Below are 25,443 nucleotides of genomic sequence, written 5' to 3'. Positions count from 1 at the left end.
GCGGTTGTGGAATATTGCAATAGTTTGCAACAATTAAGTACCGTTCTATTATGCCATACAACGCGCCGAGCTTAGAATCAGCAGACTTTGCCAGCTTCAGAAAGCTATTAAACAATGCCTTGGGGGCATGTGAGAATAGGAGTATGACTACGAAAAAAGGGCCGACCAAGGGGTCGGGTGGAAAACATCGCAATGCTTTGCGCGGAAAAGGTCCTACTCCGAAGGCTGAAGATCGCGTGTATCACAAAGCTTATTTTGCTAAGAAAGCTGCTATTAAGCGCACATTTGCAGATCCGCGTTTGGCTGCGCGCCGCAGAGTGGATAAGCTTGGTAGCGATTCAGATGAGTTGGTAATTGGTCGCAATGCTGCTTTAGAGGCGTTAAGAGTTGGAGTTCCAAGCACTCAATTGTATGTGGCTAATCGCATTGAGCATGACGATCGCACGCGCGAAATCGTGAAGTTAGCAGGCATGCAGGGTTTGCGTTTGCTTGAAGCGGATCGCCTTGAAATGGATCGTATTGCGCATAGTACGAATCATCAGGGCATTATTTTGAAAGTTCAGCCTTACCAGTATCACTCTTTGCAAGAATTGGTTGAACGAGCGGAAAAGAAGGCGCGCGCAATGGAAGCTGCTGATTCAGATTCTGCTCGCATTAATGCTCGACCATTGTTTATTGCTTTGGATGGCGTTACGGATCCTCAAAATTTGGGTGCTGTTATTCGTTCTGCAGCAGCTTTCGGTGCTAATGGTGTGATTTTGCCTGAGCGCAGAAGTGCTTCCGTAACTGCTGCTGCTTGGAAGGTTTCTGCTGGTGCTGCAGCTCATTTGCCAGTTGCTAGAGTTGTTAATTTAAATAAGGCAATTCAAGGTTTGCGAGAGCGCGGATGGTATGCAATTGGTCTTGATGGCGGCGGCGATAAGCTTGTTGGAGAAACTGGCTTTGAAACTGATCCGTTAGTTGTTGTGCTCGGCTCTGAAGGTAAGGGCATGAGTCGCCTTACGAGAGAAGCGTGCGATGCTATTGCTGGAATCCCAATTTCTAGCGCGGTTGAATCTCTTAACGCTTCTGTTGCAGCAGGCATCAGTTTGTACGCTGTTGCTAACGCTCGTCGTTTGGCTGCATTGAATCAAAACTGAAATTTTCAAACTTTAAAATCACGCTTGCACTGTATTGTTACGGTGTTAGCGTGATTTTATTTGGTTGGGGCTTTGGATTTGCTGAAGTTTAGTACTTACGCAATTTTGAAAGAAATAATTAAATAGAAATATGCATATTAGCGAAAATACTATAGAAGAAAATAAAACACTTATGAACGAAAATACTGTTACAAATACAGGTACAAATACGAACACAAGTACGTCAAAAACAAAAAAAACTTTAAATGTGACAAAAACTTTAAAAACAACAAATAAATTATGGTTCGTAAAGAATGCTCGTTCGCTTATTTTTATTGCATACCTATCTGTCGTCGTAGCAGTTATGTGCTTCCACGAGCCTTGGTTTGATGAAGCTCAAAGTTGGCTTATTGCACGCGATTCTTCGTTTGCTGATTTGTTAACTCTTCGACCACATTATGAAGGCCATCCGCCGCTTTGGACTTTGCTTCTTTCCATACCTGCAAAAACAGGAGTTCCATACGAAATTGGTCTTAAAGGCGTGCAACTTCTATGCACTGCGCTTTTGGGTGGCTGGCTTATTTTCCGCGCGCCTTTTAGTAAATTGGCTGTGTTTTTGCTTCCGTTTACGTATTTTTTGTGCTTCCAATATGGCGTTACTTCACGCCCGTATGCTCTTCTTTGCGCGGCTTTGTTCATGGTTGCGCATTATTGGAAACAATCTGATTCTAAGTCTTCTGATACTTGGAAACTCGCTTTAAGTCTTGTACTTTTATGTGCAATCAGCGCGTATGGCATTGCTTTAGCAGCAGGTTTTGCTTTTGCGTGGATTTGGAGAGTTGTAAAATCTGCAGGAATTAAAAAAGCTTTCGCTGAAATAGTCTCTAACACTAACAGATTAGTAAGCTGGATAATCCTTGCTTTAGTTGGAATTGCAAGCATTATTTGCATTTGGCCTGCTGCTAACGCTTTCGCATCGCGTGAAACATTCGACGGAAATTCTCCTCTTACGCAATTCTTGTCATTTATTTTCGTTATGCCATCAGAAAGTATGTTCACTCAATTTGCTGGCGATGTTTCTTTACGTAGACTTATGCTAAGCGTACCTTCCGCGATTATTTGCGTTATTATTTCGATTTTAATATGGTCTTTCGCTGTAAGAATCGCTTATCGAAGAGGCATGCTTGTTTCTTTGATACTTCCTTACTTGACTTTTGCGGCAATTGCCACGCAATATTTCACTTTGCATCACGCAGGAATCGTTTTTGCATTCTTCGTATCTCAACTTTGGATGTGTATTGCGCGTAAGCCACTGGAATCTAAAGATATTCCGGCGATTATTTTTAGGTTGTTCAAAGCTGCAAATAAAGCTGAAAATAGCAATAGTAAATCTGCAAGTAAATCTGCCGGAAGCAAAGTTATTGCTGGCATTATTATTGTTGTTTTATTATCCCCAAGCTTGATTTGGAACGCGTATTCTTGCGTTAACGATATTCGATTCGACTATTCAGGTTCGCGCGCACTTGCGCAATTTATTAAGCAAAATCATGCTGAAAACATGCGATTCGTAACGTCTTGGCTACATCAAGATGAAAAAACGGATAAACAAGGTAATGTTATTGTTCCTGAATTTGAAGATATTCATCAATATTCGTGGCAGCTTATTACAGCAAATCCTTATTTCTCGAAGAATCTTATTGATTGCAGTTATAAGAATAGCTCGTTTATTACAAATGAGCAGCCATCTCAAGAACAGGCATCAAATGAAATGGGTGCTTGCAAAGCAAAGAAAGAACCTAAATTCTTTGTCACAGAATCAGATAAGCCTTGGTATTATTTTGTGTATTTAAACTACAATATCGACCATTATACTGAGCATACTATTGCTAAAACAAAATCATCTTGGAAAGCAGGAGTCTCAGAAGGAAGAATTATTGTATATGAGCGCAAAAAATAATTAGCGCATTTATATAATTATATTTAAATATATTTAATTACATTATGAAAATGCCCCTGCGTAAGTTAACTAACTTATTTAGGGGCATTTTTATTACAGTGTCTTACTTTTTAATAGTAAAACATGCGGTTTTATTTACCAGAAACCGAATGGATCAAATATTCCACCATCGTCACCATCGTCATCTCCACGTTGTTGTAAATCGTCATCGTCACCATCGTACGAGTTACTTCCGCGTTTTTTACCAGGCTTCTTTTGGTTTTTCTTTAATTTCTTTTCTTGCTTATTTGTGCCATTAACAGCAGTTTCTTCTTGGTTGAATGTAACTTGCAACTTAAGTGTGTTGCCGTTACGAACTATTGTGAGCGTAGCTTTTTGATTGAACGCTGTTGCTCTCACATACCCGAGGAGTGCGTAATTATTGGATACAGGCTTATCGTCAAAGGCAACAATGGTGTCATTGGCTTTGAGTCCGGCTTTTTCAGCAGGGCTTCCTTGATTGACAGAAACAATTTGAGCTCCTCCGCGAGTAATTCCTTCGGACTCAACTGCTGTGCTTTTAATCATGATCCCTAGTGCTACGTGCTTTACAGAACCATTCTTAATAATTTCTGTAACTACTCGTTTCACCAGATTTGCTGGAATTGCAAAGCCGATGCCGATAGATCCTGTAGTCTCCCCTTGAGCTGATGTCGCTGCAATAGAAGAATTAATACCTATGACCTTTCCGGCAGCGTTAAAAGTTGGACCGCCTGAATTTCCTGGATTAATAGCTGCATCAATTTGTACTGCATTAGTTACAATTTCAGAGCGGCTTTGGTCGTCCATAACTGATACTGGACGATTTAAAGCCGAAACAATGCCTGTGGTAGCTGTATCGTCATATCCAAGCGGATTTCCGATTGCCATAACCGGTTCGCCAACGGAAAGCAGATTAGAATCTGCAAATTGGACTGTCTTTAAATTATTTGGTGAATTGTCTAATTTAAGTACTGCCAAATCAGTAGTTTTATCTGCTCCGACTAATGTAGCTGAATAAATTTGACCATTAGAAAGGGTTACTTGAATTTCTTTTGCATTAGCAATTACGTGATTGTTTGTTACAACATAACCTTTTGAATCAATAATTGCTCCAGAACCCTTCCCCATGCCTTTCTCTAAACGAGTTTGTATAGAAACAACGGCTCCGGAAACATTTTTTGCAACTCCTTGCCAATCCGGAGATTGTCCGCCTTTAACTACTGCGGTCCCAGGGCCAGAAGAATGAGAGCCGATGTTTGCGAAAGAGCCGCTTTGTGGAATTGAAATAAGACCTTGCGAGATTACAAATAGAACTACAACTACGCAAACTATTGCAGAAATTGCGGAGGATAAAATGGCAACAAAAGCAGTTGACGAAGAGCTTTTTGTTTTTCTTTTGTTACCTTTTTTGTTTGTGTCGTTTGTATTTGCTGCATTTGTGCTAATAATGCTTGTTTTTGCTATATTTTCATTTTCTTCGTTACTTGCATTATTGTTAAAATTCTGTTGCGCTGGTGTTTGATTGCCAACTTCATTATTTGGGTAAGAATTATTGTCTGTGCCGTAATTATACGGATTTCCGAAGCCGTTAAAATTATTATTTCCGTAGTAATTTTGTGATCCAATGTATTGCGTAGGAGCATTATTGATATTTGTATTATCCGCATCGTTATTTTGGTTTACGGCGTAATTGTTAGCTGGATACTGTGTAGTGTTTGTACCAACTTCATTTTCGTTATTTGTTGGGCCGTAAGCTCCGAATTCAGGAGCTGGGCTATATGTTTGTGCTGTTTGCGTTGGTTGTGCTGGTTGCGTCGGCTGTTCCTGCTGCTCGTAATATCCATTATTTGCAGTTTCATTGGATTCCTGCTGATTTGCACCATACATATCGTCAGCCATTCATCCTCCTTACAAAAGACTCTTAACACACCATAATAAACCATGCCATTATCTATGTAAGAGATAGTATGTTTTTTTATAATTTTTTAAATAATTTGCCTTGTAAATTTCATAAATTTTGCAAATTAATTTGGATATTGTCACGGAAAAATATAAATTGTGTGTGTTTTTTATTTATACTCGTCATGCCTTCTAATAAAGTAAATGCTATGACAAGTCTTCTTGAACATCCACGCGGAGCTGAGCCTGGGAAGCCTGGTGACCGCAAAGAATTTTCGTTTACAACTAAAACGCGACTTTCCAATACTGCTGAAGGTAAAGGTCGTGACGGTGCTCGCTATGGGCGCACCGGCGTAATTCACACGCCTCACGGGGATATTCAGACCCCAGCATTTGTACCTGTTGCAACGCAAGCTGCAATGAAGGCAGTGTTGCCAGAAAGCATTAAGGATTTGGGCGCTCAGTGCATGCTTTCAAACGCTTTTCATTTGTACGAACGTCCTGGGGCGGATGTTCTTGACGAAGCTGGCGGATTGGGAAAGTTTATGAACTGGGATAAGCCAACCTTTACGGATTCTGGCGGTTTTCAGGTTCTTTCTTTGGGTGCTGGTTTTAAGAAGACCCTTGCAATGGACGTTACTGGCATGAAGTCGGACGATGTTATTGCAGCCGGTAAGGAGCGTATGGCTTTTGTTGACGAGGATGGCGTAACTTTTAAGTCTCCTCTTAACGGAGCTAAGCACCGTTTTAGTGCTGAAATTTCTATGGGAATCCAGCATAAGCTGGGCGCGGATATTATGTTTTCTTTCGACGAGCTTACTACTTTGATGAATACTCGCCGATATCAAGAGGAATCTGTAGAGCGCACTTTCCGCTGGGCAAAGCGTTGTGTTGCAGAGCATCAGCGTTTAACCGAGGAGCGTGTAGGCAAGCCGTATCAAGCATTGTATGGCGTTGTGCAGGGTGCTAATTATGAGGATTTGCGTAGGCATGCGGCCGAGCAGATTGCTTCTTTAGATTTTGATGGCGTAGGCATTGGTGGCGCTATTGAGAAGCGAATTATTGGTGATACTTGCGCTTGGATTTGCGATGCTATGCCGGAAAATCGCCCACGCCACGTGCTTGGTATTGCAGCCGTGGATGATATTTTTGCTTGCGTTGAAAACGGCGGAGATACTTTCGACTGCGTGGCTCCAGCTCGCTGCGGAAGAAACGGAGCAATTTTTACTCGTCATGGTCGCTACAACGTAAAACGTGCAGAGTTTAAGCATGATCAGCGTCCGCTTGAAGAAGGCTGCGATTGCTACACTTGCACGCATTATTCCAGAATGTATGTGGATCATTTGTTGCGCGCTAGTGAAATGAATGGATTTACGCTTGCAACCATTCATAATGAGCGTTTCTTTGTGAAGCTGCTCGACGATATTCGAGCTTCTATTGACGGCGGATATTTTGAAGAGTTCCGCGATGAGACTCTTGCACACTATTACGAAAACGGTTCTAAAGGCTGAGAGTAGTTTTGAGCGCAAAATGCTAGGTTAAATATTGCGAATTTATGTTAAATATGATAGCCTTGCACTTTGTATGCGAACGTGGCGGAATGGTAGACGCGCTGTCTTCAGGTGGCAGTGAGCGTATGCTCGTGCGGGTTCAAGTCCCGCCGTTCGCACTAGTTAAAAAGGCTGGAATTGCAAGGGCTTTGCCTCTTACTATTCTGGCCTTTTGTGCAAATATAGTGCAAATATAAGGCAACTATATTGCAACTGCAATGCAAAAAAGTGCGAGTATTGTACAAACTTTTATTTATTACAAGCGACGGTGATGTAATGAACACTAACGATGAACTAAATATCAATAATGTAGGTGACAATTCTTACGATCCACATATTGGTCGCGAATCTCACGTTGTGCCGGGTCGTTTTGGTGAGCCTTTAAAAGTTATGAATGCACAGTATTCGCAAGGGAATGCTTCAGCTCATCCAACGCATCCGCTGCTTTTGCTCCTTCACGGTTGGGGTTCTAACGAGGAAGATTTATTGGATTTGTTGCGAGTAGTTGCACCATATAATGATGCAATCGCTTTACGTGCTCCACTTAAGCTGGCAGAAGGTGCTTACAGTTGGTTCCACGATGCTGTGCCGCAGCGAGAAGATTTAGATTATGACATGTATGCTGCTGCAGCCGCAATAGACGAGTGGGTGCATGAAAATATTCCAGCGAATCGCGACATTGTGCCATTTGGTTTTTCGCAAGGTGCTGCGCTCGCGGTGCACGTTTTGCGTTTGAATCCTTCGCGCTACCGTGCGGCCGTTTCGCTTTCCGGGTTCATAGCGCCTAGTGTTCCTGCTTCCTCGGAAGAAATCGCATTACAAGATAACGATTTAGCTGAGCGTAATACTCCTGTATTTTTCGGCTACGGATTAGAGGATGGCGTGATTCCTCCTTACGAATTCTCGGCTGCTGCAGCGTGGCTTGAGGAGCACACTTGGCTTGAAGAACGTCGTTATCGCGGGTTGGATCACGCTGTTGATATGAACGAAATTGGCGATATTCGCAAGTGGTTCGTAACTCACGATATTTCTTCTGGGCTTATGTAAATTTACTTAGATTTATGTAAATTTATTCGATTTTGTTTTTCTTAATCTGTAAATTAATTTGTAAAGTGATTTCATGAATATGCGCGATGAGATAGTATTTGCAATGAATCAAGCCTTGAATTTGGCTCGAGAGTCTGCTTCTGCAGGCGAAGTCCCAGTTGGAGCAGTTGTGCTTGATGGTGGCGGTAATATTATTGGCAAAGGCGCAAATATGCGGGAGCAGAGCGCTGATCCTTTGGCTCATGCTGAAGTGCTTGCTATGAAAGATGCTGCTACCTCGCGTAAATCTTGGAATCTATCTGACTGTACTCTGGTAGTAACTCTTGAACCTTGCCCTATGTGTGCTGGAGCTGTGCTGCAAACGCGCCTTAAACGCGTGATTTTCGGGGCGTGGGATGCCAAACTTGGTGCGTGTGGTTCTGTATGGGATATTTTGCGAGATCCTCATGTTGGCTCACGTCCGGAAGTCATTGGTTCAGTATGCGAATCTGAGTGTGCTCAACCCTTGCGAAACTTTTTTGCGCATCAACGTTAGATAAGTGTTGCATTATTTTTTAATGTTGCGTTTAATTCAAGATAACGCAGTGCATGAAAAGTAATTTTTAGCGTGTTCCCCTTGTGTTCATTCTAGCAAAATGTTATAGTTGCGGTAACGTTACCGCATGAGGTAAGTTGAAGAAACCGACAATTGTGGGAACGTTATCTCAATTGCGGATTCTATTCAGCGCTGATGAAGCTGCTCATTGAGAATAAGATTGCACAGAGGCTCTTATGCATGGTTGCATAGTGCTGTTTTTCTCCAACGAGAGGAGTATATGGAAAAACGTAGTATAAAACATGGAGTACAAGCTAAAATCAAAACATATCGATAACAGTGCAAAATTGTTAACACTGGTTGAGCATAAGAGATGAGCTGGAGGTGTCATGTCGTACATTACGATTCGCGATGTTGCGCAACGTGCTGGTATATCAGTATCAACTGTTTCTCGCGCATTGAATAATACGGGTCGTATATCGGCAAACACTAAGGCGAAAGTTGAGCGTGCAGTTGCGGAACTAGGTTATATACCAGATTCTCGCGCTCAGGCGATGCGGTCATCTCGTACTAAGACAGTGGGGCTACTTGTGCCAGATATACGCAATGCGTATTTTGCTGAGCTTGCGTATACTGTGCAAGACTCGTTGTTTGATGCCGGCTATTGTGCGTTTATTGGAACATCTTCTGAGAGTGCAGCTCGTCAAGATTCATTCATTACAAGTATTCTTTCTCAACGCATTGATGGTGCGATTATTGTGCCTCAAGGTGAGGAAACTGATGCTATGAGAATGTTGATGGAGCAGCATCTTCCACTTATGTTTATGGATCGACATGTGGAGTCTCGGACTGGCGATTTGACGCATGTGCCAGTTGTGGATTCGGATCCAGAGCAAGGTATTCGTGAAGCATTATTGGATGTTAAACAACATGGTTTTTGCTCAGTTGGCTACGTGTCGGGTCCAATTATCGCTTCACCGTCACTGCAAGAACGTGAACAAGTATTTCGTACAGTGGCTTCGGAGATATTTGGCGAAGAACATGTATTTGTAGAATCTACGGGATTTGAACAATCCTCATGCGCTAGCGTGTTGCATCGCATGATTAGCGTTGGTGTAAAAGCGCTTATTGTCGGTTATTCGCCAGATGCGCTGCGAGTGATGGATGTAATGGCTCGTGAAGGATTAGTGATAGGCAGTGACATTTCACTTATCTCGTTTGATGATGTTGAAATATTCCGCTTAGCAACGCCGCGTATTTCTACTATTTCGCAACAAGTTCAGCGCATTGGTCGTACTAGTGCTGCACTTTTTTTGGATATGTTAGAACATAATGTTGATGTTCAATCGCAGCGAGTAGAAACTATGTATATTCCGCGTGAATCGTTAGGAAATGCGTAGCTGTAAGGCTGTTATTCTATAGCTTGACACTATTGTTATTGATTTTTGTACCGTGACTTTGTAAGCGTGTGCAGCAATCACCTGAGCGTACCGTTGTTGTTACGTTTTTGCATGCACATTGCGGCATAATTCTCATCCAAAGTACAAGCGTAATGTAGCGTAATTTATTGCATTTTCGTGGCAGCAGTGGTGCTGTAGCGAAGAAAGAGGTAAGACATGACGGAACTATCGCTAGTAGGAGTATCGAAAATATTCGGTAATTCTACGGTAGTTGACAATGTGTCTGTAACAGTAAAACCAGGTGAAGTGCATGTTCTCCTTGGTGAAAATGGTGCGGGCAAGTCAACAGTTATTAAGATGATGAGCGGCATTTATCAGCCAGATAAAGGTCATATTGAGATCAATGGTGAAACAGCGCGAATTCCTAATGTGGATACTGCTCGCAAATTGGGCATTGCTGTGATTCACCAAGAGTTAAATTTGGTGCCAGAACTTTCTATTATGGAAAATTTGTTCCTTGGTATGCTTCCTACGAAAGCTGGTTTTGTTAGTCGCGCGACGATGCGTGCTCGTGCGGAATCTGCATTGCAAGTTATCGGTTTAGATGAAGATGTCAATAAGCCAATGGGACAACTTGGTGTAGCTCGTCAACAGATGGTAGAAATAGCCAAAGCACTTATGCAGCATGCATCTATCCTTATTCTTGATGAACCAACAGCTGCTCTAACAAAACCAGAATGTGAACAGTTATTTAACATTATGGAAGATTTAAAATCCAAAAATGTTGGAATGGTGTTTATTTCTCATCATTTAGATGAAATTGCGCGTATTGGTGATGTTGTAACCGTACTTCGCGATGGCAAATACGTCGATACTGTTGATGCGCAAGTTCCTGAGAAGGAACTTGTAAAACTCATGGTAGGTCGTGATATTACAAATCAATTCCCTCATGGCAAACGTAGTCAAGGCAAAGAGCTGCTAAAAGTAGAAGGCTTAACGCGAAAAGGTACGTTAGAAAATGTATCCTTCAGCGTTCATGCTGGCGAAGTTGTGGGTCTTGCAGGTTTGGTAGGTGCTGGTCGTACCGAAGTTCTTCGTGCAATATTTGGTGCAGATAGTTATGATTCAGGTTCAATAACTGTTGATGGTAAATCTATTGCAAAAGCGAATATTGCAGGAAGCATCGCAGCTGGTCTTGGTTTAGTCCCAGAAGATCGTCGAGTACAAGGGTTGATTCTTGAAGCATCTGTTGCAGAAAATTTGGGAATTTCTACATTAGTTCCTACAGCACATGCAGGATTTGCGGATTTGAAAGGGCAGCGTACTCGCGAGGAAGAAACTGCAAAAAAATTGCGTATTCGTATGGCAAACATTGATCAACTCGCTGGTTCGCTATCTGGCGGTAATCAACAAAAAATCGTGTTCGGCAAATGGTCTATGGCGAACGTGAAAGTGCTATTGCTGGATGAGCCTACTCGTGGTGTTGATGTTGGTGCTCGTGTAGAAATTTACGAGTTGATTAACAGTATCGTAGAAAATGGAGGTGCTGTGCTGATGGCATCCTCAGATTTGCCTGAAGTGCTTGGCATGTCAGATCGCGTATTGGTGATGTCGAACGGCAGAATCAGCGGTGAATTAGCTGCAAGCGAGGCTACGCAGGAAAGTGTGATGGAACTTGCAGTGACTCACCTTAATACATCTGGTATTTGAGCATACAGGAATGAGTAAAACCTTACTGCTTTCAATATGAAACTGATACATGAGCCATATTGAAATCTTAAAAATTAAAGTTACCAATCAAACGTAAAACTTGCATACAACAATTTATTGCACACAGCAGTGCAGTGAGTTATAGCAAAATTTGTTAAAGGAGTATAAATTATGGCTGCTACGAGTAGTGCAAAATCTGAGCATTTGGGATACGGTGCAGTTGATAAAGGATTTTTGCCTGCAGCGAAAAAGTTTGCATCACGCAATGGCGCTCTTATCGGCTTGATTATCTTGTGTGCTGCGCTTTCGTGCGCCACGCCAGCATTTTTGACAAGTGTGAATATTCTCAATGTGGGTATTCAAGCTGCGACAGTTGCTATTTTGGCATTCGGTCAAACCTTTGTTATCGTGTCCGCTGGTATTGATTTGTCAGTAGGTGCGGTGGCTGCAATTTCTAGTATGTTGGTTGCGTATACAGGCGTTTCTATGGGTTTGCCACCAGTGTTAACTGTTGTTGTAGGCATAGTAACCGGTGCGCTTTTTGGTCTTATTTCAGGTGTTGCAAACGCTTTTCTTAAGTTACCGTCGTTTATTGCTACATTGGCAATGATGTCTGTTGCGCGTGGACTTACCCTTGTTGTTTCAGACGGTCGTCCTATTTCCACTTCTGGCATGGTGAATTTCTTTGGTGCCAAGATATTAGGTATTCCAATGCCAATTGTGATGATGATTATCATGGGTGTTATTGCTGCAGTAATACTGAACTTCACCACTACTGGTCGTTCTATGTATGCTGTTGGTGGAAATATGGAGGCTTCTCGCCTTTCTGGTATCAATATTCATAAAACGCAAATTATGGTGTTTGTTTTTTCCGGTATTTTCGCTGCCATCGCTGGTTTAGTTATTGCCGGTCGTTTACATTCCGCTCAGCCTCAGGCTGCCGCTGGCTATGAAATGGATGCTATTGCTTCTGTTGTTATCGGTGGTGCTTCGCTTTCGGGCGGTAAAGGTAAGATTTCTGGCACTTTCGTAGGAGCAATTTTGCTGGCTGTAATTCGTAATGGCTTGAATATTTTGAATGTTTCCTCCTTCTGGCAGCAAGTAGTTATTGGTTTGGTTATTGCCTTTGCTGTGAGCCTTGACACTTTGCGCCGCAAGGAAGATACGCACTGACAGCAAATTAATACTTTTTATAAACTTGATCTTCTCGTAGGAAGGAGGTGAATCTTGCAAATGTTGATTCGTAAGTGGCGAGTAATCAATATTTTCAGCAAGAATTGAGACGATTTGGAATATTATAACTGAACTTTATAACTCAAAACTACGTAACAATAAGGTAAAGAGATGGTGAAACATCAGCCTTATGTCACTGCAACATTGTGGATTTATCGAACTAAAACTTGCGGTAGCACAGGGCAATAATCAAAGGAGATATGATGAATTATCCAATTATGCGTCGAGGCGTAAAGATTGCTTGCGCGGTTGTAGCAGCATCTGCACTTATTGTCAGCATGAGTGCATGTGGTAGTACTAATAGTGGCGATAAAGTCGCATTGCTAGTTTCTACTTTGAACAATCCGTTCTTTGTGGATTTGCGTGATGGTGCTCAAGCTGAAGCAAAGAAACTTGGTGTTGATTTGCAAGTTTCCGACGCTCAGAATGATTCTGCAAAGCAGCAGGATCAAGCGCAGAATGCTCAATCACAAGGTGCAAAAGCTGTTATTATTAACCCTGTAGATTCTGATGCTGCTGGTCCTGCAGTTGCCCCGTTGCTAAGCGCGAACTTGCCTGTGATTTCTGTTGACCGTTCTGTAACTGGTGAAAAAGTTACTTCGCATATTGCTTCCGATAACGTTGCTGGTGGTGCTCAGGCTGCTGACACGCTAGCTAATAGTATGGGCGAAAAGGGTGAAGTTTTGATTTTGCAAGGTATTCCTGGAGCGGCTTCTACTCGCGACCGTGGCAAAGGATTCAAAGATCGTATTAAGAAATATTCAAATATTAAAGTTGTAGCAGAACAAACTGCTAACTTTGACCGTGCTGAAGCATTAAATGTGGCTACTAATTTGTTGCAATCGCACCCGAATGCAACCGGCATTTACGCCGAAAATGACGAGATGGCATTAGGTGCCATTCAAGCATTAGGAGCTAAAGCTGGTAAAGAAATTAAAGTAGTCGGTTTCGATGGCACTGTTGACGGTATGAAAGCTATTAAGGCCGGCGCAATGGCTGGAACAATTGCTCAGCAGCCAAAGGAACTTGGTCGTTCCGCCGTTGCTGCTGCTGTAAAAGCTATTAAAGGGCAAAGTGTTCCAAAGACTGAACCAATTACTGTGAAAACAGTGACAGTAAAGAATGTGGGTGATTTTGAGTAATACATATTTTGCATAAAACTATGTAATTCTGTATATAAACATTAAAGTTTATGTTGAGTAGTTTTATGGATTAATATAGCTAATGCAAAATTTATATGGTGTTGAGAGCATTCATGATGCTTTCGTGAAAATAATCGCAACAGTAAAATTTATTAATACCGTATGCTTTAGTGTTCTCAACGCCATTGTTTTCTTAATAAGATTTTTTATCATATATGTTCGTGGTGGCGCACTTGTTATGAAGGTGATGATCATTGTTGATGTCACTTTCATGAGCCACGATATGGGGTGAATTATGTTAACTCATGGTATTTTGAACGCACAATTAGCAGCTGCTATTGCAAAATTGAGGCATAAGGATCAATTTGTTGTTTCTGACTGTGGCTTGCCTGTCCCAGCGGGCGTAGAAGTTATTGATTTAGCTTTGGTTTTTGGAATACCGCGATTTCCTGATGTGCTTGCGTCAATAAAGGATGATCTTGTTCTTGAGTCTGGTATTATGGCGGAAGAAGCTTGTGATGATGTTCCAGAAACATGGATCAAGGATTTGCTTGGTGTGCCATTGACTTATGTGCCGCATGATGGCGAACGAGGGTTTAAGGCTCTTGTTTCGCAAGCTAAATTCGTGATTCGAACGGGTGAGACTACTCCGTATTCTAACGTGTTGCTGCGTTGTGGCGTTCCATTCTAAGCTTTGTTTTGCGCAATATTTAGGGAGAATTATGTGTAGTTATCATATGCTTGACTCGTTAGAGAGTTTAGAAAAGATTAAAGTCATTCAGCCTGTTAACGTGGCTTTGCAACATGAGACATTGCCTGCGTTACGAAATATGAAGATGCCTACTGTAGCGATAGTTGGTTCTATGAATGCGGATTATACTATTGTTGCTAATCGTCTTCCTATGCCTGGTGAGACCATTAAAGGTAACGAAATACGAATACTGCCTGGAGGTAAGTCAGGTAATCAGGCAGTATCTGCTGCAAAGCTTGGTGCGCACGTATGTATGTTCGGTGCTGTAGGTGATGATGCTAATGCTGATTTTCTTACTGGTGCTTTGCGAGAATCTGGTGTTGATACGACGTATGTACGTCATGTACCCAATTGCAACAGTGGCGCAACAGTGATTACAGTGGATGCGCAAAGTGGCGAAAATACTATTGTTTATGCGCCTGGGTCTAACTCGCAAGTTGATATTGATTATATTCAGTCGCCATCTGTGCAAGCTGCTATTACTAATGCAAAAGTATTAGGGCTTTGCTTGGAAAGTCCATTAGAATCGGTTACGATGTGCGCTCGCTTAGCGCATGAGCATGGCGTAAAAGTTTTGCTTAATAATTCGCCTTTTTTGGATACATTACCGCAAGATCTTATACGATCTGCAGATATCTTACTGGTCAATGAGCATGAAATGGCACAGCTATTGCATATTTCAGAACCAGATAGCGGTGATTGGGATTCATTTGATTGGAAGCATACGCTTCATGCAATGCATGAGTTTGGCTTTAATGAGGCAATAGTAACACTTGGCTCACGTGGGTCTATGGTTTTGGATTATGCTGATAATTCGGTGCATCGAATTATGGCTCAGCATGTCAATGCCGTTGATACTACGGGTTGTGGCGATGCTTTTATGGGTACTGTGCTTGCGTGTTTGTCTGTGGATATGCGGTTGGTTGATGCAGCGTCACTCGCTTCTTATGTAGCTGCATATGCTGCTACTGGTTTTGGTGCACAAGCTTCTTACGGTACAGTTGCTCAAATTCGTCAATTTTTTCACTTGTAAGTAGGTGATGCATGCATAAATTGTAAGTATATTCAGTTGACGTTCGCGCCTTGCCGATGCGCAGAATTTTGACATTCTTCTAAAACTGTGTAATATGCTATAAAAACCAAAAAGCAGTTGGCTGATTTTAGTCACTACAATCAGCCTTACTGCTTTTTACTATATTTACAGTCGCTTCGACGAATTTTCATGTATGCACGAATTTCGCCTAAGCACATTTTTACCTAAAAGGAGGTGTCACTATGAGTGGCATGAAATATGCAATGATCGGTTCGGGAGCTATGGGATATCGCTATGGCGTTTTGTTGCAGGAAACGGCTGGCATTCATGTTGATTTCATTGATGCCTGGGATGAGAATGTGAATAAAGTTCGCGAGCAAGGCGGCGTAATGGTGAGCCGTGACCATGAAAACCGTCATTTGGTGCCGATTAATATGTATACGCCTGAAGATTATGACGGCGATCCAGACGTGTGGATTGTGTTTATGAAGCAAATGCAGCTTGCGGAAATGTTGGAGCGTTGTAAGCATCTGTTTAAAGAGCATCAGGTTGTGTTTGCTGCTATGAATGGCTGGGGTCATTTTGAAAAGTTGCAGCAGTACTTCCCGGATGATCATATTTACGGCGGAACTGCCATGATTGCAACCGTTTTGAACGGTCCAGGCGACGTTGATTTTATTGGTAAAGTTGGCGTTGGAACTATGAATATGTGCGCGTTGAACGAGCAGGTGAGTGACGTTGAGCTTGCTATGCGAGACGACTTTAAAGCTGCCGGATTGAATCCTACTATTACGGAAGATTTCAAGGGTACGTGCATGGCGAAGGTAGTTTTCAATTCCGTAGTTAACACTTTGTGCACAATGTATCAGATTCAAATGGGTCAGTTTATTTCGTACCCTGGGGCTATGGATATGGCTCAACAGCTTATTAACGAAGCGTACGACGTGTGCGATCGTGCCGGAATTCGTATGGTTAATACGCGTCAGCAGGAGCTAGAGGCTATCGATTACGTAAGTCGCGTTGCAAATCCTCTGCACTATCCTTCTATGTACCAAGATATGAGTCGCGGACGAAAGACTGAAGTCGATTACATTAATGGTTACATAGCAAAGCTCGGTCGCGAAAATGATTACGTTTGCCGCACTCACGAATTCTTAACTCACGGCGTACACTTAGCGGAACTTGCTTTTAAATTGCACCATCAGCAATGATTTGGAGAGCATTCTACAATTCGTAACATGAATGAGAAGGAGGCGCGGCTCGCGGTTTTTACTGCGGGTCGCTTTTTATTATCCGCGCGTAACATCTAATATGCTGATAAAATTTAGAGTCTAAAATAATAAATACTACTAAATAAATAAAATTATTTGTAATGAATAAAACTGTAATAAAAATACTTATTAACGTAAATTGATGGGGATTAAATGACTACTTTTGACAGAGCAAACTTGCCAGAATCCGTGCGCACAAACGGCGCTACTCCAAACCCTTGGTGGGCGAATGCAGTTGTGTATCAGATTTATCCACGAAGCTTCCAGGATACGAACGGTGACGGCATTGGTGATTTGAAGGGAATTACTTCGCGCCTTGATTATTTGGCTGATTTAGGCGTTGACGTGCTCTGGCTCAGCCCTGTTTACAAGTCCCCACAAGACGATAACGGCTACGATATTTCCGATTATCAAGATATTGATCCGCTTTTCGGAACTTTGGAAGATATGGACGAGCTGCTGGCTGGAGCTCACGAGCGCGGTCTTAAAGTCGTGATGGATTTAGTAGTAAATCACACTTCTGACGAGCACGCTTGGTTCCAGGCTTCAAGAGATGCTTCTAGTGATTACGCTGATTGGTATTGGTGGAGGCCTGCGCGTGAAGGTTGTGTGCCTGGTGAGTCGGGTGCGGAGCCGAATAAGTGGGGTTCGTATTTCGGCGGTTCCGCGTGGACTTACGATCCGAAGCGCGGAGAATACTTCCTTCACCAGTATTCGCCAAAGCAGCCAGATTTGAATTGGGAAAATCCCGCGGTTCGCGCTGCCGTGTACAAGATGATGAATTGGTGGATGGATCGCGGAATTGATGGCTTCCGCATGGATGTGATTACGCAAATTTCCAAGCATGTTGATTCTGAAGGTCGTTTGCCGGGTGAAGATGGCTGCCAAATTGAAGATTTGCCAGCTGGTGCTGACGGCTATTCTTCGCCATTCCCGTTCTGCTCGGACGGTCCTCGTTTAGACGAATTCTTGCGCGAGATGCGTGCAGAAGTTTTCGACGGTCGCGAAGGTTATCTTACTGTTGGCGAGGCTCCGGGAATTTCTCCGCACCGTAATACTTATATTACTGACCCTGCTCACAGCGAACTTGACATGTTATTCCTGTTCAATCATGTGGATATCGATTGCGAAAACGGTACTAAGTGGAATCCTGTGCCGCTAAAGCTTACGGCATTAAAGAGCGTGATGGCAGAGCAGCAACAAGCGGTAGCGGATGCTGGTTGGGCGAGCCTGTTCTTTGATAATCACGATCAGCCGCGTGCGCTTTCTCGCTGGGGTAGTGAGGCTAGCGAGGAGATGCGCGTGCGCTCTGCTAAGGCGATTGCCATGCTTCTTCACATGCACCGCGGCACGCCTTACGTGTACCAAGGCGAGGAAATTGGTATGACTAACGCGCACTTTACGCGTCTCGAGCAGTATCGCGATTTGGAAGCGTTGAATATGTTTAAGCAGCGCGTAGAAAAAGCGCATATTCAGTCTGCTGAGTCGATGATGGATGCGCTCGCAAAGCGCGGCCGCGACAATTCTCGAACTCCAATGCAGTGGAATGCTTCTAAATACGCGGGATTCATGCCTTTTAATGTTCAGTCGGTAAATAACGCAGAGCCGTGGATTAGTGTGAATCCTAATTATGTGGATATTAACGCAGCAGAGCAGATGGAAGATTCAGATTCCGTTTACGCTTTCTATAAGTATTTGATTGCGCTTCGTCATTCGGAGACGATTGTTTCTGCTGGTTCTTGGGATTTGGTTGATGCAGATGACGAGTGCGTGTATGCTTTTGTGCGCGAGCTTAAATCTGGTTGCGAAAAGCAGGAAGATTCTGCAGAGACTGCTGCGGAATCTGCTGCAAATTCCGCGGAATCTACAGAACGCATGCTCGTAATGGTTAATATGACTGACTCAACTGTGCCTATCCCTACGCAGAGCGCGCAATTATTGCAAAATCGCGCCTCTAACGCTTTTGTGGGGCGTGACGTAATGGTTACAACCTACGACGTGAATCACGCGCTTACATCGCTTAAAAACGGTACGCTTGCGCCTTGGGAAGGTATAGCTGTTACTTTGCAATAGTTTTAATAGCATTAATTTGCAATAATCACTTTGCAATAGTTTCGTCTACTAACTTTGGCAGAGCTTTCGCAATATCTTCGCGAATAATACGCTCTGCCAAATAGTCGTATTGCGTAGAGCCCAGGTTCATTATCGTAATCGGCACTCCAGCGCGCGCAGCTAACGGCACGAGGCTGGCAGCTGGAAATACTTCCAGCGTGGAACCAATAACCCACAGCTCGTCCGCTTTAACTATTGCTTGCGCACTGCGTTCCATAGCACCTTCTGGAAGCGCTTCTCCAAAATAAACAACGTCTGTTTTTATGAGACCGTTACAAGGCATATTGCTGCGGTACGGCAGAGTGCGTCTGCAATGCGGATCCGGGTGCTCATCTAAATCTGCCATAATATCGGCAGTTTTATAGCTCGCGTGGCAGCTCATGCAGTGCGAAGTTCCGATGCTTCCATGCAAGTTCACTATAATATTTGGGTTATTGCCAGCTTTTTCGTGAAGCGCATCAAAGTTTTGGGTGGCTATAAGGTCGAGCATTCCTGCCTTCTCGAGTTTTACAAGTGCTTTGTGCGCAGTCCCCGGCTGTGCGTTCCAAACGGGAGACTCTTTTTGCCAGCGCCAAGAGTAGACGCGTTCCTCTTTACTGCTTAAAAATGCGTCTATGTCATAAACGCTCATTTGCTCTGGGTGTTTAGTCCAAACTCCATCTGGACCGCGAAAGTCGGGAATGCCTGCGCTTGTGGAGATTCCTGCGCCTGTGAGCACAACAATGTGGCGTGCTTTATTGTTCGATTGCTTGTTGCTCATTCTTCTGCTCCTTCTTTTATTAATGTCTGTTAATACCCTATTCTTATTTTCTTATTTTTCTTTTTTTATGCGCTTTACGCTTTTTGTGTTTTTATGTGCTTTGTATGCTTTATAAAAGTTTATTTAATAAGTATCTATTTATATAGGTATTTCTTATTCCGTATGTATTCCATATATCGCACTCATATATTTTTGTGTATATCTAATCGTATATCTCATTTTTTCTGTTTTTATTGTGTATTTTTCGCGTTGATTCTGTATTAATTGCGTTTTTTGCTGTTTTGTTTGGAGTATGGCGGTGCGACACTCCCGGTTTTGATGTTTTTGGGGCTATTCTTGATTATTTTTTGTTGGTTTTGATTATTGTTCCTGGTCTTGTGTTGGTTTTTTGGTGTTTTTTCGCGATTTTCGACACGCCGGTGTTTTGGCTTGTTTTCAATGGTTTTGGGGTGTTTGTTTTTGGTGGGTTTGCGTTTTAGCGTGGGTTGGTGTAAGTTTATCTCTTGCTGCTCAGCGCGGCTGGTTCTCCTCGGTTGAGGTTGATGGGCCGGCTGGTGTGGTGGTGGTTTGAGAACTCAAGAGCGTGTCTGTACTACTTATTAGTTAATTATTGCCAGTTCATTGCCTGCCTTGCAGATTGCAGGGTGCCTGAGAGATGGTTAAATGGTGGTGAGGTTTTTGTTGGGATGTTCTTTCCTTAAAGAATGTCTCGTCTTTTTCTTTTTAATATTGGAGCCTTTTGTTGGCTCTTCATTGAAGTTTTTTCGTGGAGGGTTCGATTCTGGCTCAGGATGAACGCTGGCGGCGTGCTTAACACATGCAAGTCGAACGGGATCTGACCAGCTTGCTGGTTGGTGAGAGTGGCGAACGGGTGAGTAATGCGTGACCAACCTGCCCCATGCTCCAGAATAGCTCTTGGAAACGGGTGGTAATGCTGGATGCTCCAACTTGACGCATGTCTTGTTGGGAAAGTGTTTAGTGGCATGGGATGGGGTCGCGTCCTATCAGCTTGTAGGCGGGGTAATGGCCCACCTAGGCTTCGACGGGTAGCCGGCCTGAGAGGGCGGACGGCCACATTGGGACTGAGATACGGCCCAGACTCCTACGGGAGGCAGCAGTGGGGAATATTGCGCAATGGGGGAAACCCTGACGCAGCGACGCCGCGTGCGGGATGAAGGCCTTCGGGTTGTAAACCGCTTTTGATTGGGAGCAAGCTTTCGGGTGAGTGTACCTTTCGAATAAGCGCCGGCTAACTACGTGCCAGCAGCCGCGGTAATACGTAGGGCGCAAGCGTTATCCGGAATTATTGGGCGTAAAGAGCTTGTAGGCGGTTCGTCGCGTCTGGTGTGAAAGCCCATCGCTTAACGGTGGGTCTGCGCCGGGTACGGGCGGGCTAGAGTGCAGTAGGGGAGACTGGAATTCCCGGTGTAACGGTGGAATGTGTAGATATCGGGAAGAACACCAATGGCGAAGGCAGGTCTCTGGGCTGTTACTGACGCTGAGAAGCGAAAGCGTGGGGAGCGAACAGGATTAGATACCCTGGTAGTCCACGCCGTAAACGGTGGACGCTGGATGTGGGGCCCATTCCACGGGTTCCGTGTCGGAGCTAACGCGTTAAGCGTCCCGCCTGGGGAGTACGGCCGCAAGGCTAAAACTCAAAGAAATTGACGGGGGCCCGCACAAGCGGCGGAGCATGCGGATTAATTCGATGCAACGCGAAGAACCTTACCTGGGCTTGACATGTGCCTGTCGACTGCAGAGATGTGGTTTCCCTTCGGGGCAGGTTCACAGGTGGTGCATGGTCGTCGTCAGCTCGTGTCGTGAGATGTTGGGTTAAGTCCCGCAACGAGCGCAACCCTCGCCCTGTGTTGCCAGCGGGTTATGCCGGGAACTCACGGGGGACCGCCGGGGTTAACTCGGAGGAAGGTGGGGATGACGTCAGATCATCATGCCCCTTACGTCCAGGGCTTCACGCATGCTACAATGGCCGGTACAACGGGATGCGACATGGTGACATGGAGCGGATCCCTTAAAACCGGTCTCAGTTCGGATCGTAGTCTGCAACTCGACTACGTGAAGGCGGAGTCGCTAGTAATCGCGAATCAGCAACGTCGCGGTGAATGCGTTCCCGGGCCTTGTACACACCGCCCGTCAAGTCATGAAAGTGGGCAGCACCCGAAGCCGGTGGCCTAACCCTTTTGGGATGGAGCCGTCTAAGGTGAGGCTCGTGATTGGGACTAAGTCGTAACAAGGTAGCCGTACCGGAAGGTGCGGCTGGATCACCTCCTTTCTACGGAGTTTTTGTGCACGCTCGGTTTGAGTGTGGTTACTGGTGTGGAAAACAATAGTTGACGTTTTTAGATGAGTTTGTTGGGCATGCTTTTGGGTTCCCGGATTGCCACCCCCCTTTGTTTGGGGTTGCGGTCCTTGACTCACAGGATTTCAGGTTGATGCTTTTGAGTGTTTGGCTTGGGTTTTGTGGTGTTGTGGTGGTTTGAGAACTGGATAGTGGACGCGAGTAAAATGCGAAACTTTTTTGGTTTCGATTTTTTTGCTTTTATCAATTTCAACCGGCTCCTTTTGTTGGAGTCGCTTGATCGTTTTGTGATCGTTTAGTGTGATGATTTTTTGTCTAGAGAATTTTGCTGATGGGTTCTTACTTTAGTGTTTGTCACTGGTAAGGGCGTATGGTGGATGCCTTGGTAGACAGGACCGATGAAGGACGTGACGGGCTGCGATATGCCTCGGGGAGCTGCCGAGTGGGCTTTGATCCGAGGATTTCCGAATGGGGAGACCCGGCCACTGTTATGAGTGGTCACCACAGTTTTTGTGGGGGGTACGCAGGGAAGTGAAACATCTCAGTACCTGCAGGAAAGGATACTCCGTGAGTAGTGGCGAGCGAAAGCGGATCAGGCTAAACCGGGTGCGTGTGATAGCCGTCAGGTGTTGCGCATTCGGGGTCGTGGGATGGACTGTTCAGCCTCTGACGGGGTTGAGGAGAGTGATAAAATGTCGTGCTAGGTGAATGGGATTGAATTCCCAGCCGTAGAGGGTGATGGCCCCGTAGCTTGTCGTGCGATGTCTCTTTATGTTTATTCCCAAGTAGCGCGGGACTCGTGGAATCCCGCGTGAATCTGCCCAGACCGTTGGGTAAGCCTAAGTATTCCTGTCTGACCGATAGTGTACTAGTACCGTGAGGGAAAGGTGAAAAGCACCCCGGGAGGGGAGTGAAATAGTTCCTGAAACCGTGCGCTTACAATCCGTCGGAGCCTTCTTTGTGGGGTGACGGCGTGCCTATCGAAAAATGAGTCTGCGAGTCAGTGGTATGTGGCGAGGCTAACCCGGGTGGGGGAGCCGTAGCGAAAGCGAGTTTTAAAAGGCGTTTGAGTCGCATGTCCTGGACCCGAAGCGGGATGATCTAGCCCTGAGCAGGTTGAAGCGCGGGTAAGACCGTGTGGAGGACCGAACCCACCTAGGTTGAAAACTGGGGGGATGACTTGGGGTTAGGGGTGAAAGGCCAATCAAATTCCGTGATAGCTGGTTCTCTCCGAAATGCATTTAGGTGCAGCGTCGTGTTATTGCTTACAGGGGGTAGAGCTACTGGATGCTTGCGGGCCCATACCGGGTACCAATAGCAGCCAAACTCCGAATACCTGTTAGGTTTATCACGGCAGTGAGTCGGCGGGGGATAAGCTCCGTCGTCAAAAGGGAAACAGCCCTGATCGTCGTCTAAGGTCCCGAAGCGCGTGCTAAGTGGGAAAGGATGTGGAGTCGCATAGACAGCCAGGAGGTTGGCTCAGAAGCAGCCATCCTTGAAAGAGTGCGTAACAGCTCACTGGTCTAGTGGTTCCGCGCCGACAATGTAGCGGGGCTTAAGCACGCCACCGAAGACGCGGCTGCATGATTTGTTTCATGCGGGGTAGGAGAGCGTCCTGTATGGGGTGAAGCGGCAGTGTGAACTTGTCGTGGACTTTACAGGAGTGAGAATGCAGACATGAGTAGCGAGAGACGGGTGTGAATCCCGTCCGCTGAATGACTAAGGGTTCCGGGGCCACGTTCGTCGTCCCCGGGTGAGTCGAGTCCTAAGGCGAGGCCGACAGGCGTAGTCGAATGGATGAACGGGTTGATATTCCCGTACCGGTGTTACACCGTTCGAACTGAATCTGAGAGTACTAACCTTCATTTGCTGGTTGATTGCCTTTCGGGGTTGTTGGCTGGTTTGTGTTGGGACTGTATCGGTAGTAGGTTAGCGTGGGAGTGACGCGGGTAGGTAGCCGGCTGCGGAGGTGGTTTTCCGTGGCTAAGCGTGTGGGCTGTCTCCTAGGTAAATCCGGGGGATGTTAAAGCTGAGGCGTGATGGGTAGGCTGTAAGGCTGATTCCGGTGATCCTGCTTGCCAAGAAAAGCTTCAACGTGAGGTGTGATTCCGCTCGTACCCTAAACCGACACTGGTGGTCTGGTAGAGTATACCGAAGCGATCGGGCGAATCCTGGCCAAGGAACTCGGCAAATTACTCCCGTGCCTTCGGCATAAGGGAGACCCCTGATGGTGATGTTTTTTACAAGCGGAGCTGTTGGGGGTGGCACAAGCTAGGGGGTAGCGACTGTTTACCAAAAACACAGGAGCGTGCGAAGGCGTAAGCCGCTGTATACGCTCTGACGCCTGCCCGGTGCCGGAAGGTTAAGAGGATCCGTTAGCTTCGGTGAAGCGGTGAATTTAAGCCCCGGTAAACGGCGGTGGTAACTATAACCATCCTAAGGTAGCGAAATTCCTTGTCGGGTAAGTTCCGACCTGCACGAATGGCGTAACGACTTCCCCACTGTCTCGGCCAGGAGCCCGGCGAAATTGCAGTACGAGTAAAGATGCTCGTTAAGCGCAGAAGGACGAAAAGACCCCGGGACCTTTACTATACCTTGGTATTGTCGTTAGGTGTGGATCGTGTAGCATAGGCGGGAGGCTGTGAAGCGTGGGCGCTAGCTTGCGTGGAGTCGACAGGTGAAATACCGCTCTTTCCATATCTGGCGTCTAACCTCGACACGTTATCCGTGTCAGGGACAGTGCCTGGCGGGTAGTTTAACTGGGGCGGTTGCCTCCTAAAGAGTAACGGAGGCGCTCAATGGTCCGCTCAGCCCGGTTGGCAATCGGGTGTTGAGTGTAATCGCACAAGCGGGCTTGACTGTGAGACTGACGGGTCGAGCAGGGACGAAAGTCGGAGATAGTGATCCGGTGCCGGCGTACGGACGTGGCATCGCTCAACGGATAAAAGGTACCCCGGGGATAACAGGCTGATCATTCCCAAGAGTCCATATCGACGGGATGGTTTGGCACCTCGATGTCGGCTCGTCGCATCCTGGGGCTGGAGCAGGTCCCAAGGGTTCGGCTGTTCGCCGATTAAAGCGGCACGCGAGCTGGGTTCAGAACGTCGTGAGACAGTTTGGTCTCTATCCTCTGCGCTCGTTGGAATGTTGAGGAGACCTGCCCATAGTACGAGAGGACCTGGGTGGACGAACCTCTGGTATGCCGGTCGTCACGCCAGTGGCGCTGCCGGTTAGCTACGTTCGGAAGGGATAACCGCTGAAAGCATCTAAGCGGGAAGCCTGCTCCAAGATAAGCATTCCTTGCACTTTAGTGTGTGAGCCCCCATGTAGAACACGTGGTTGATAGGCTAGATGTGGAAGCCCTGTAAGGGGTGGAGCTGACTAGTACTAACGGGCAATGGTGACATTCTTCCTCACTTTTGTGAGTGGGGAGGGTGAGTTCCTCATGAGTATTATTCTTCTAGCGTTAATGAGTACTGAATGTTTTGCTTAACGATCAGTTGGTAAGAGAGTTTTTATTCGCGTTCATGTCCGGTTCCCAAACCGCCACGTGTTGCCACTCAATGGTTTTGAGTGTATAATCTAGT

General features: G+C 45.2%; 16 protein-coding genes, 1 tRNA gene and 2 rRNA genes. 17 read left to right on the top strand and 2 right to left on the bottom strand.

Going from position 1 to position 25,443, the window contains the following annotated elements:
* Positions 1 to 143: 143 nt before the first annotated feature.
* Both rlmB and HXT57_RS06160 read left to right on the top strand, forming a co-directional pair.
* Positions 144 to 1,139, top strand: a complete 996-nt coding sequence (gene rlmB, locus HXT57_RS06165; RefSeq protein ID WP_064621762.1) for a 23S rRNA (guanosine(2251)-2'-O)-methyltransferase RlmB — start codon at positions 144 to 146, stop codon at positions 1,137 to 1,139.
* A gap of 130 nt (positions 1,140 to 1,269) precedes the next feature.
* The gene (locus HXT57_RS06160; protein ID WP_116773605.1) at positions 1,270 to 3,075 is read left to right on the top strand and encodes an ABC transporter ATP-binding protein; all 1,806 of its coding nucleotides are present in this window, start codon (positions 1,270 to 1,272) and stop codon (positions 3,073 to 3,075) included.
* A 135-nt stretch (positions 3,076 to 3,210) separates the two neighbouring features.
* Here HXT57_RS06160 and HXT57_RS06155 read toward each other — a convergent pair whose 3' ends face one another.
* Positions 3,211 to 4,995, bottom strand: coding sequence for a S1C family serine protease (locus tag HXT57_RS06155; RefSeq protein WP_012914561.1), 1,785 nt, complete (start codon positions 4,993 to 4,995; stop codon positions 3,211 to 3,213).
* Between the two features lie 185 nt (positions 4,996 to 5,180).
* Between HXT57_RS06155 and tgt the strand changes: the two genes are divergently transcribed.
* From tgt to HXT57_RS06095, 12 genes are all read left to right on the top strand, one after another.
* On the top strand, positions 5,181 to 6,506 hold the full coding sequence (gene tgt / locus HXT57_RS06150) for a tRNA guanosine(34) transglycosylase Tgt (protein ID WP_004109431.1): 1,326 nt from the start codon (positions 5,181 to 5,183) through the stop codon (positions 6,504 to 6,506).
* A gap of 75 nt (positions 6,507 to 6,581) precedes the next feature.
* A tRNA-Leu gene (locus HXT57_RS06145) sits at positions 6,582 to 6,664 on the top strand.
* A gap of 157 nt (positions 6,665 to 6,821) precedes the next feature.
* Positions 6,822 to 7,592 carry an alpha/beta hydrolase gene (locus tag HXT57_RS06140; protein WP_119522487.1) on the top strand — a complete coding sequence of 257 codons (771 nt, stop codon included), beginning with the start codon at positions 6,822 to 6,824 and terminating at the stop codon, positions 7,590 to 7,592.
* A 73-nt stretch (positions 7,593 to 7,665) separates the two neighbouring features.
* A complete protein-coding gene (locus HXT57_RS06135; protein ID WP_116432008.1) occupies positions 7,666 to 8,127 on the top strand; it encodes a nucleoside deaminase in 462 nt (153 codons plus the stop codon).
* A 389-nt stretch (positions 8,128 to 8,516) separates the two neighbouring features.
* The gene (locus tag HXT57_RS06130) at positions 8,517 to 9,527 is read left to right on the top strand and encodes a LacI family DNA-binding transcriptional regulator (RefSeq protein ID WP_004109425.1); all 1,011 of its coding nucleotides are present in this window, start codon (positions 8,517 to 8,519) and stop codon (positions 9,525 to 9,527) included.
* Positions 9,528 to 9,743: 216 nt separating this feature from the next.
* Entirely contained in the window at positions 9,744 to 11,237 is a 1,494-nt protein-coding gene (locus HXT57_RS06125) for a sugar ABC transporter ATP-binding protein (RefSeq protein WP_033888531.1), read from the top strand.
* Positions 11,238 to 11,408: 171 nt separating this feature from the next.
* The gene (locus HXT57_RS06120) at positions 11,409 to 12,410 is read left to right on the top strand and encodes an ABC transporter permease (RefSeq protein ID WP_004109423.1); all 1,002 of its coding nucleotides are present in this window, start codon (positions 11,409 to 11,411) and stop codon (positions 12,408 to 12,410) included.
* Between the two features lie 263 nt (positions 12,411 to 12,673).
* On the top strand, positions 12,674 to 13,612 hold the full coding sequence (locus HXT57_RS06115) for a D-ribose ABC transporter substrate-binding protein (protein ID WP_415697962.1): 939 nt from the start codon (positions 12,674 to 12,676) through the stop codon (positions 13,610 to 13,612).
* 295 nt (positions 13,613 to 13,907) lie between these two features.
* Positions 13,908 to 14,303 carry a D-ribose pyranase gene (rbsD, locus tag HXT57_RS06110; RefSeq protein ID WP_004109421.1) on the top strand — a complete coding sequence of 132 codons (396 nt, stop codon included), beginning with the start codon at positions 13,908 to 13,910 and terminating at the stop codon, positions 14,301 to 14,303.
* Positions 14,304 to 14,349: 46 nt separating this feature from the next.
* Positions 14,350 to 15,396 carry a ribokinase gene (locus tag HXT57_RS06105; protein WP_004109420.1) on the top strand — a complete coding sequence of 349 codons (1,047 nt, stop codon included), beginning with the start codon at positions 14,350 to 14,352 and terminating at the stop codon, positions 15,394 to 15,396.
* A 242-nt stretch (positions 15,397 to 15,638) separates the two neighbouring features.
* Positions 15,639 to 16,607 carry a ketopantoate reductase family protein gene (locus HXT57_RS06100; protein WP_012914555.1) on the top strand — a complete coding sequence of 323 codons (969 nt, stop codon included), beginning with the start codon at positions 15,639 to 15,641 and terminating at the stop codon, positions 16,605 to 16,607.
* Between the two features lie 213 nt (positions 16,608 to 16,820).
* Complete coding sequence (locus tag HXT57_RS06095; RefSeq protein ID WP_415697902.1) at positions 16,821 to 18,740, top strand: alpha-glucosidase; 1,920 nt, start codon at positions 16,821 to 16,823, stop codon at positions 18,738 to 18,740.
* Between the two features lie 25 nt (positions 18,741 to 18,765).
* Here HXT57_RS06095 and HXT57_RS06090 read toward each other — a convergent pair whose 3' ends face one another.
* Positions 18,766 to 19,539, bottom strand: a complete 774-nt coding sequence (locus HXT57_RS06090; protein ID WP_004109414.1) for an SIR2 family NAD-dependent protein deacylase — start codon at positions 19,537 to 19,539, stop codon at positions 18,766 to 18,768.
* 424 nt (positions 19,540 to 19,963) lie between these two features.
* On the opposite strand from HXT57_RS06090, the gene HXT57_RS06085 reads away from it, so the two are divergent.
* From HXT57_RS06085 to HXT57_RS06075, 3 genes are all read left to right on the top strand, one after another.
* On the top strand, positions 19,964 to 20,110 hold the full coding sequence (locus HXT57_RS06085; protein ID WP_162720529.1) for a hypothetical protein: 147 nt from the start codon (positions 19,964 to 19,966) through the stop codon (positions 20,108 to 20,110).
* Positions 20,111 to 20,302: 192 nt separating this feature from the next.
* Positions 20,303 to 21,829: ribosomal RNA gene (locus HXT57_RS06080) — 16S ribosomal RNA — on the top strand.
* A 377-nt stretch (positions 21,830 to 22,206) separates the two neighbouring features.
* Positions 22,207 to 25,266: ribosomal RNA gene (locus HXT57_RS06075) — 23S ribosomal RNA — on the top strand.
* Together the 16S and 23S rRNA genes form the textbook arrangement of a ribosomal RNA operon.
* Positions 25,267 to 25,443 lie beyond the last annotated feature (177 nt).

This window comes from Gardnerella sp. KA00771 (assembly GCF_049244045.1).
GTDB classification, from domain to species: domain Bacteria; phylum Actinomycetota; class Actinomycetes; order Actinomycetales; family Bifidobacteriaceae; genus Bifidobacterium; species Bifidobacterium swidsinskii.
Note: the sequence above shows the minus strand (reverse complement) of the source record. Positions and strands in the feature narration are given on the sequence as shown.

Coding starts and splice junctions, on each gene's coding strand:
- HXT57_RS06120 (WP_004109423.1), top strand. CDS start 11,409: ATGGCTGCTACGAGTAGTGCAAAATCTGAGCATTTGGGATACGGTGCA.
- HXT57_RS06100 (WP_012914555.1), top strand. CDS start 15,639: ATGAGTGGCATGAAATATGCAATGATCGGTTCGGGAGCTATGGGATAT.
- HXT57_RS06130 (WP_004109425.1), top strand. CDS start 8,517: ATGTCGTACATTACGATTCGCGATGTTGCGCAACGTGCTGGTATATCA.
- rlmB (WP_064621762.1), top strand. CDS start 144: ATGACTACGAAAAAAGGGCCGACCAAGGGGTCGGGTGGAAAACATCGC.
- HXT57_RS06090 (WP_004109414.1), bottom strand. CDS start 19,539: ATGAGCAACAAGCAATCGAACAATAAAGCACGCCACATTGTTGTGCTC.
- HXT57_RS06135 (WP_116432008.1), top strand. CDS start 7,666: ATGAATATGCGCGATGAGATAGTATTTGCAATGAATCAAGCCTTGAAT.
- HXT57_RS06155 (WP_012914561.1), bottom strand. CDS start 4,995: ATGGCTGACGATATGTATGGTGCAAATCAGCAGGAATCCAATGAAACT.
- rbsD (WP_004109421.1), top strand. CDS start 13,908: ATGTTAACTCATGGTATTTTGAACGCACAATTAGCAGCTGCTATTGCA.
- HXT57_RS06095 (WP_415697902.1), top strand. CDS start 16,821: ATGACTACTTTTGACAGAGCAAACTTGCCAGAATCCGTGCGCACAAAC.
- HXT57_RS06160 (WP_116773605.1), top strand. CDS start 1,270: ATGCATATTAGCGAAAATACTATAGAAGAAAATAAAACACTTATGAAC.
- HXT57_RS06105 (WP_004109420.1), top strand. CDS start 14,350: ATGCTTGACTCGTTAGAGAGTTTAGAAAAGATTAAAGTCATTCAGCCT.
- HXT57_RS06125 (WP_033888531.1), top strand. CDS start 9,744: ATGACGGAACTATCGCTAGTAGGAGTATCGAAAATATTCGGTAATTCT.
- HXT57_RS06140 (WP_119522487.1), top strand. CDS start 6,822: ATGAACACTAACGATGAACTAAATATCAATAATGTAGGTGACAATTCT.
- HXT57_RS06115 (WP_415697962.1), top strand. CDS start 12,674: ATGAATTATCCAATTATGCGTCGAGGCGTAAAGATTGCTTGCGCGGTT.
- tgt (WP_004109431.1), top strand. CDS start 5,181: ATGCCTTCTAATAAAGTAAATGCTATGACAAGTCTTCTTGAACATCCA.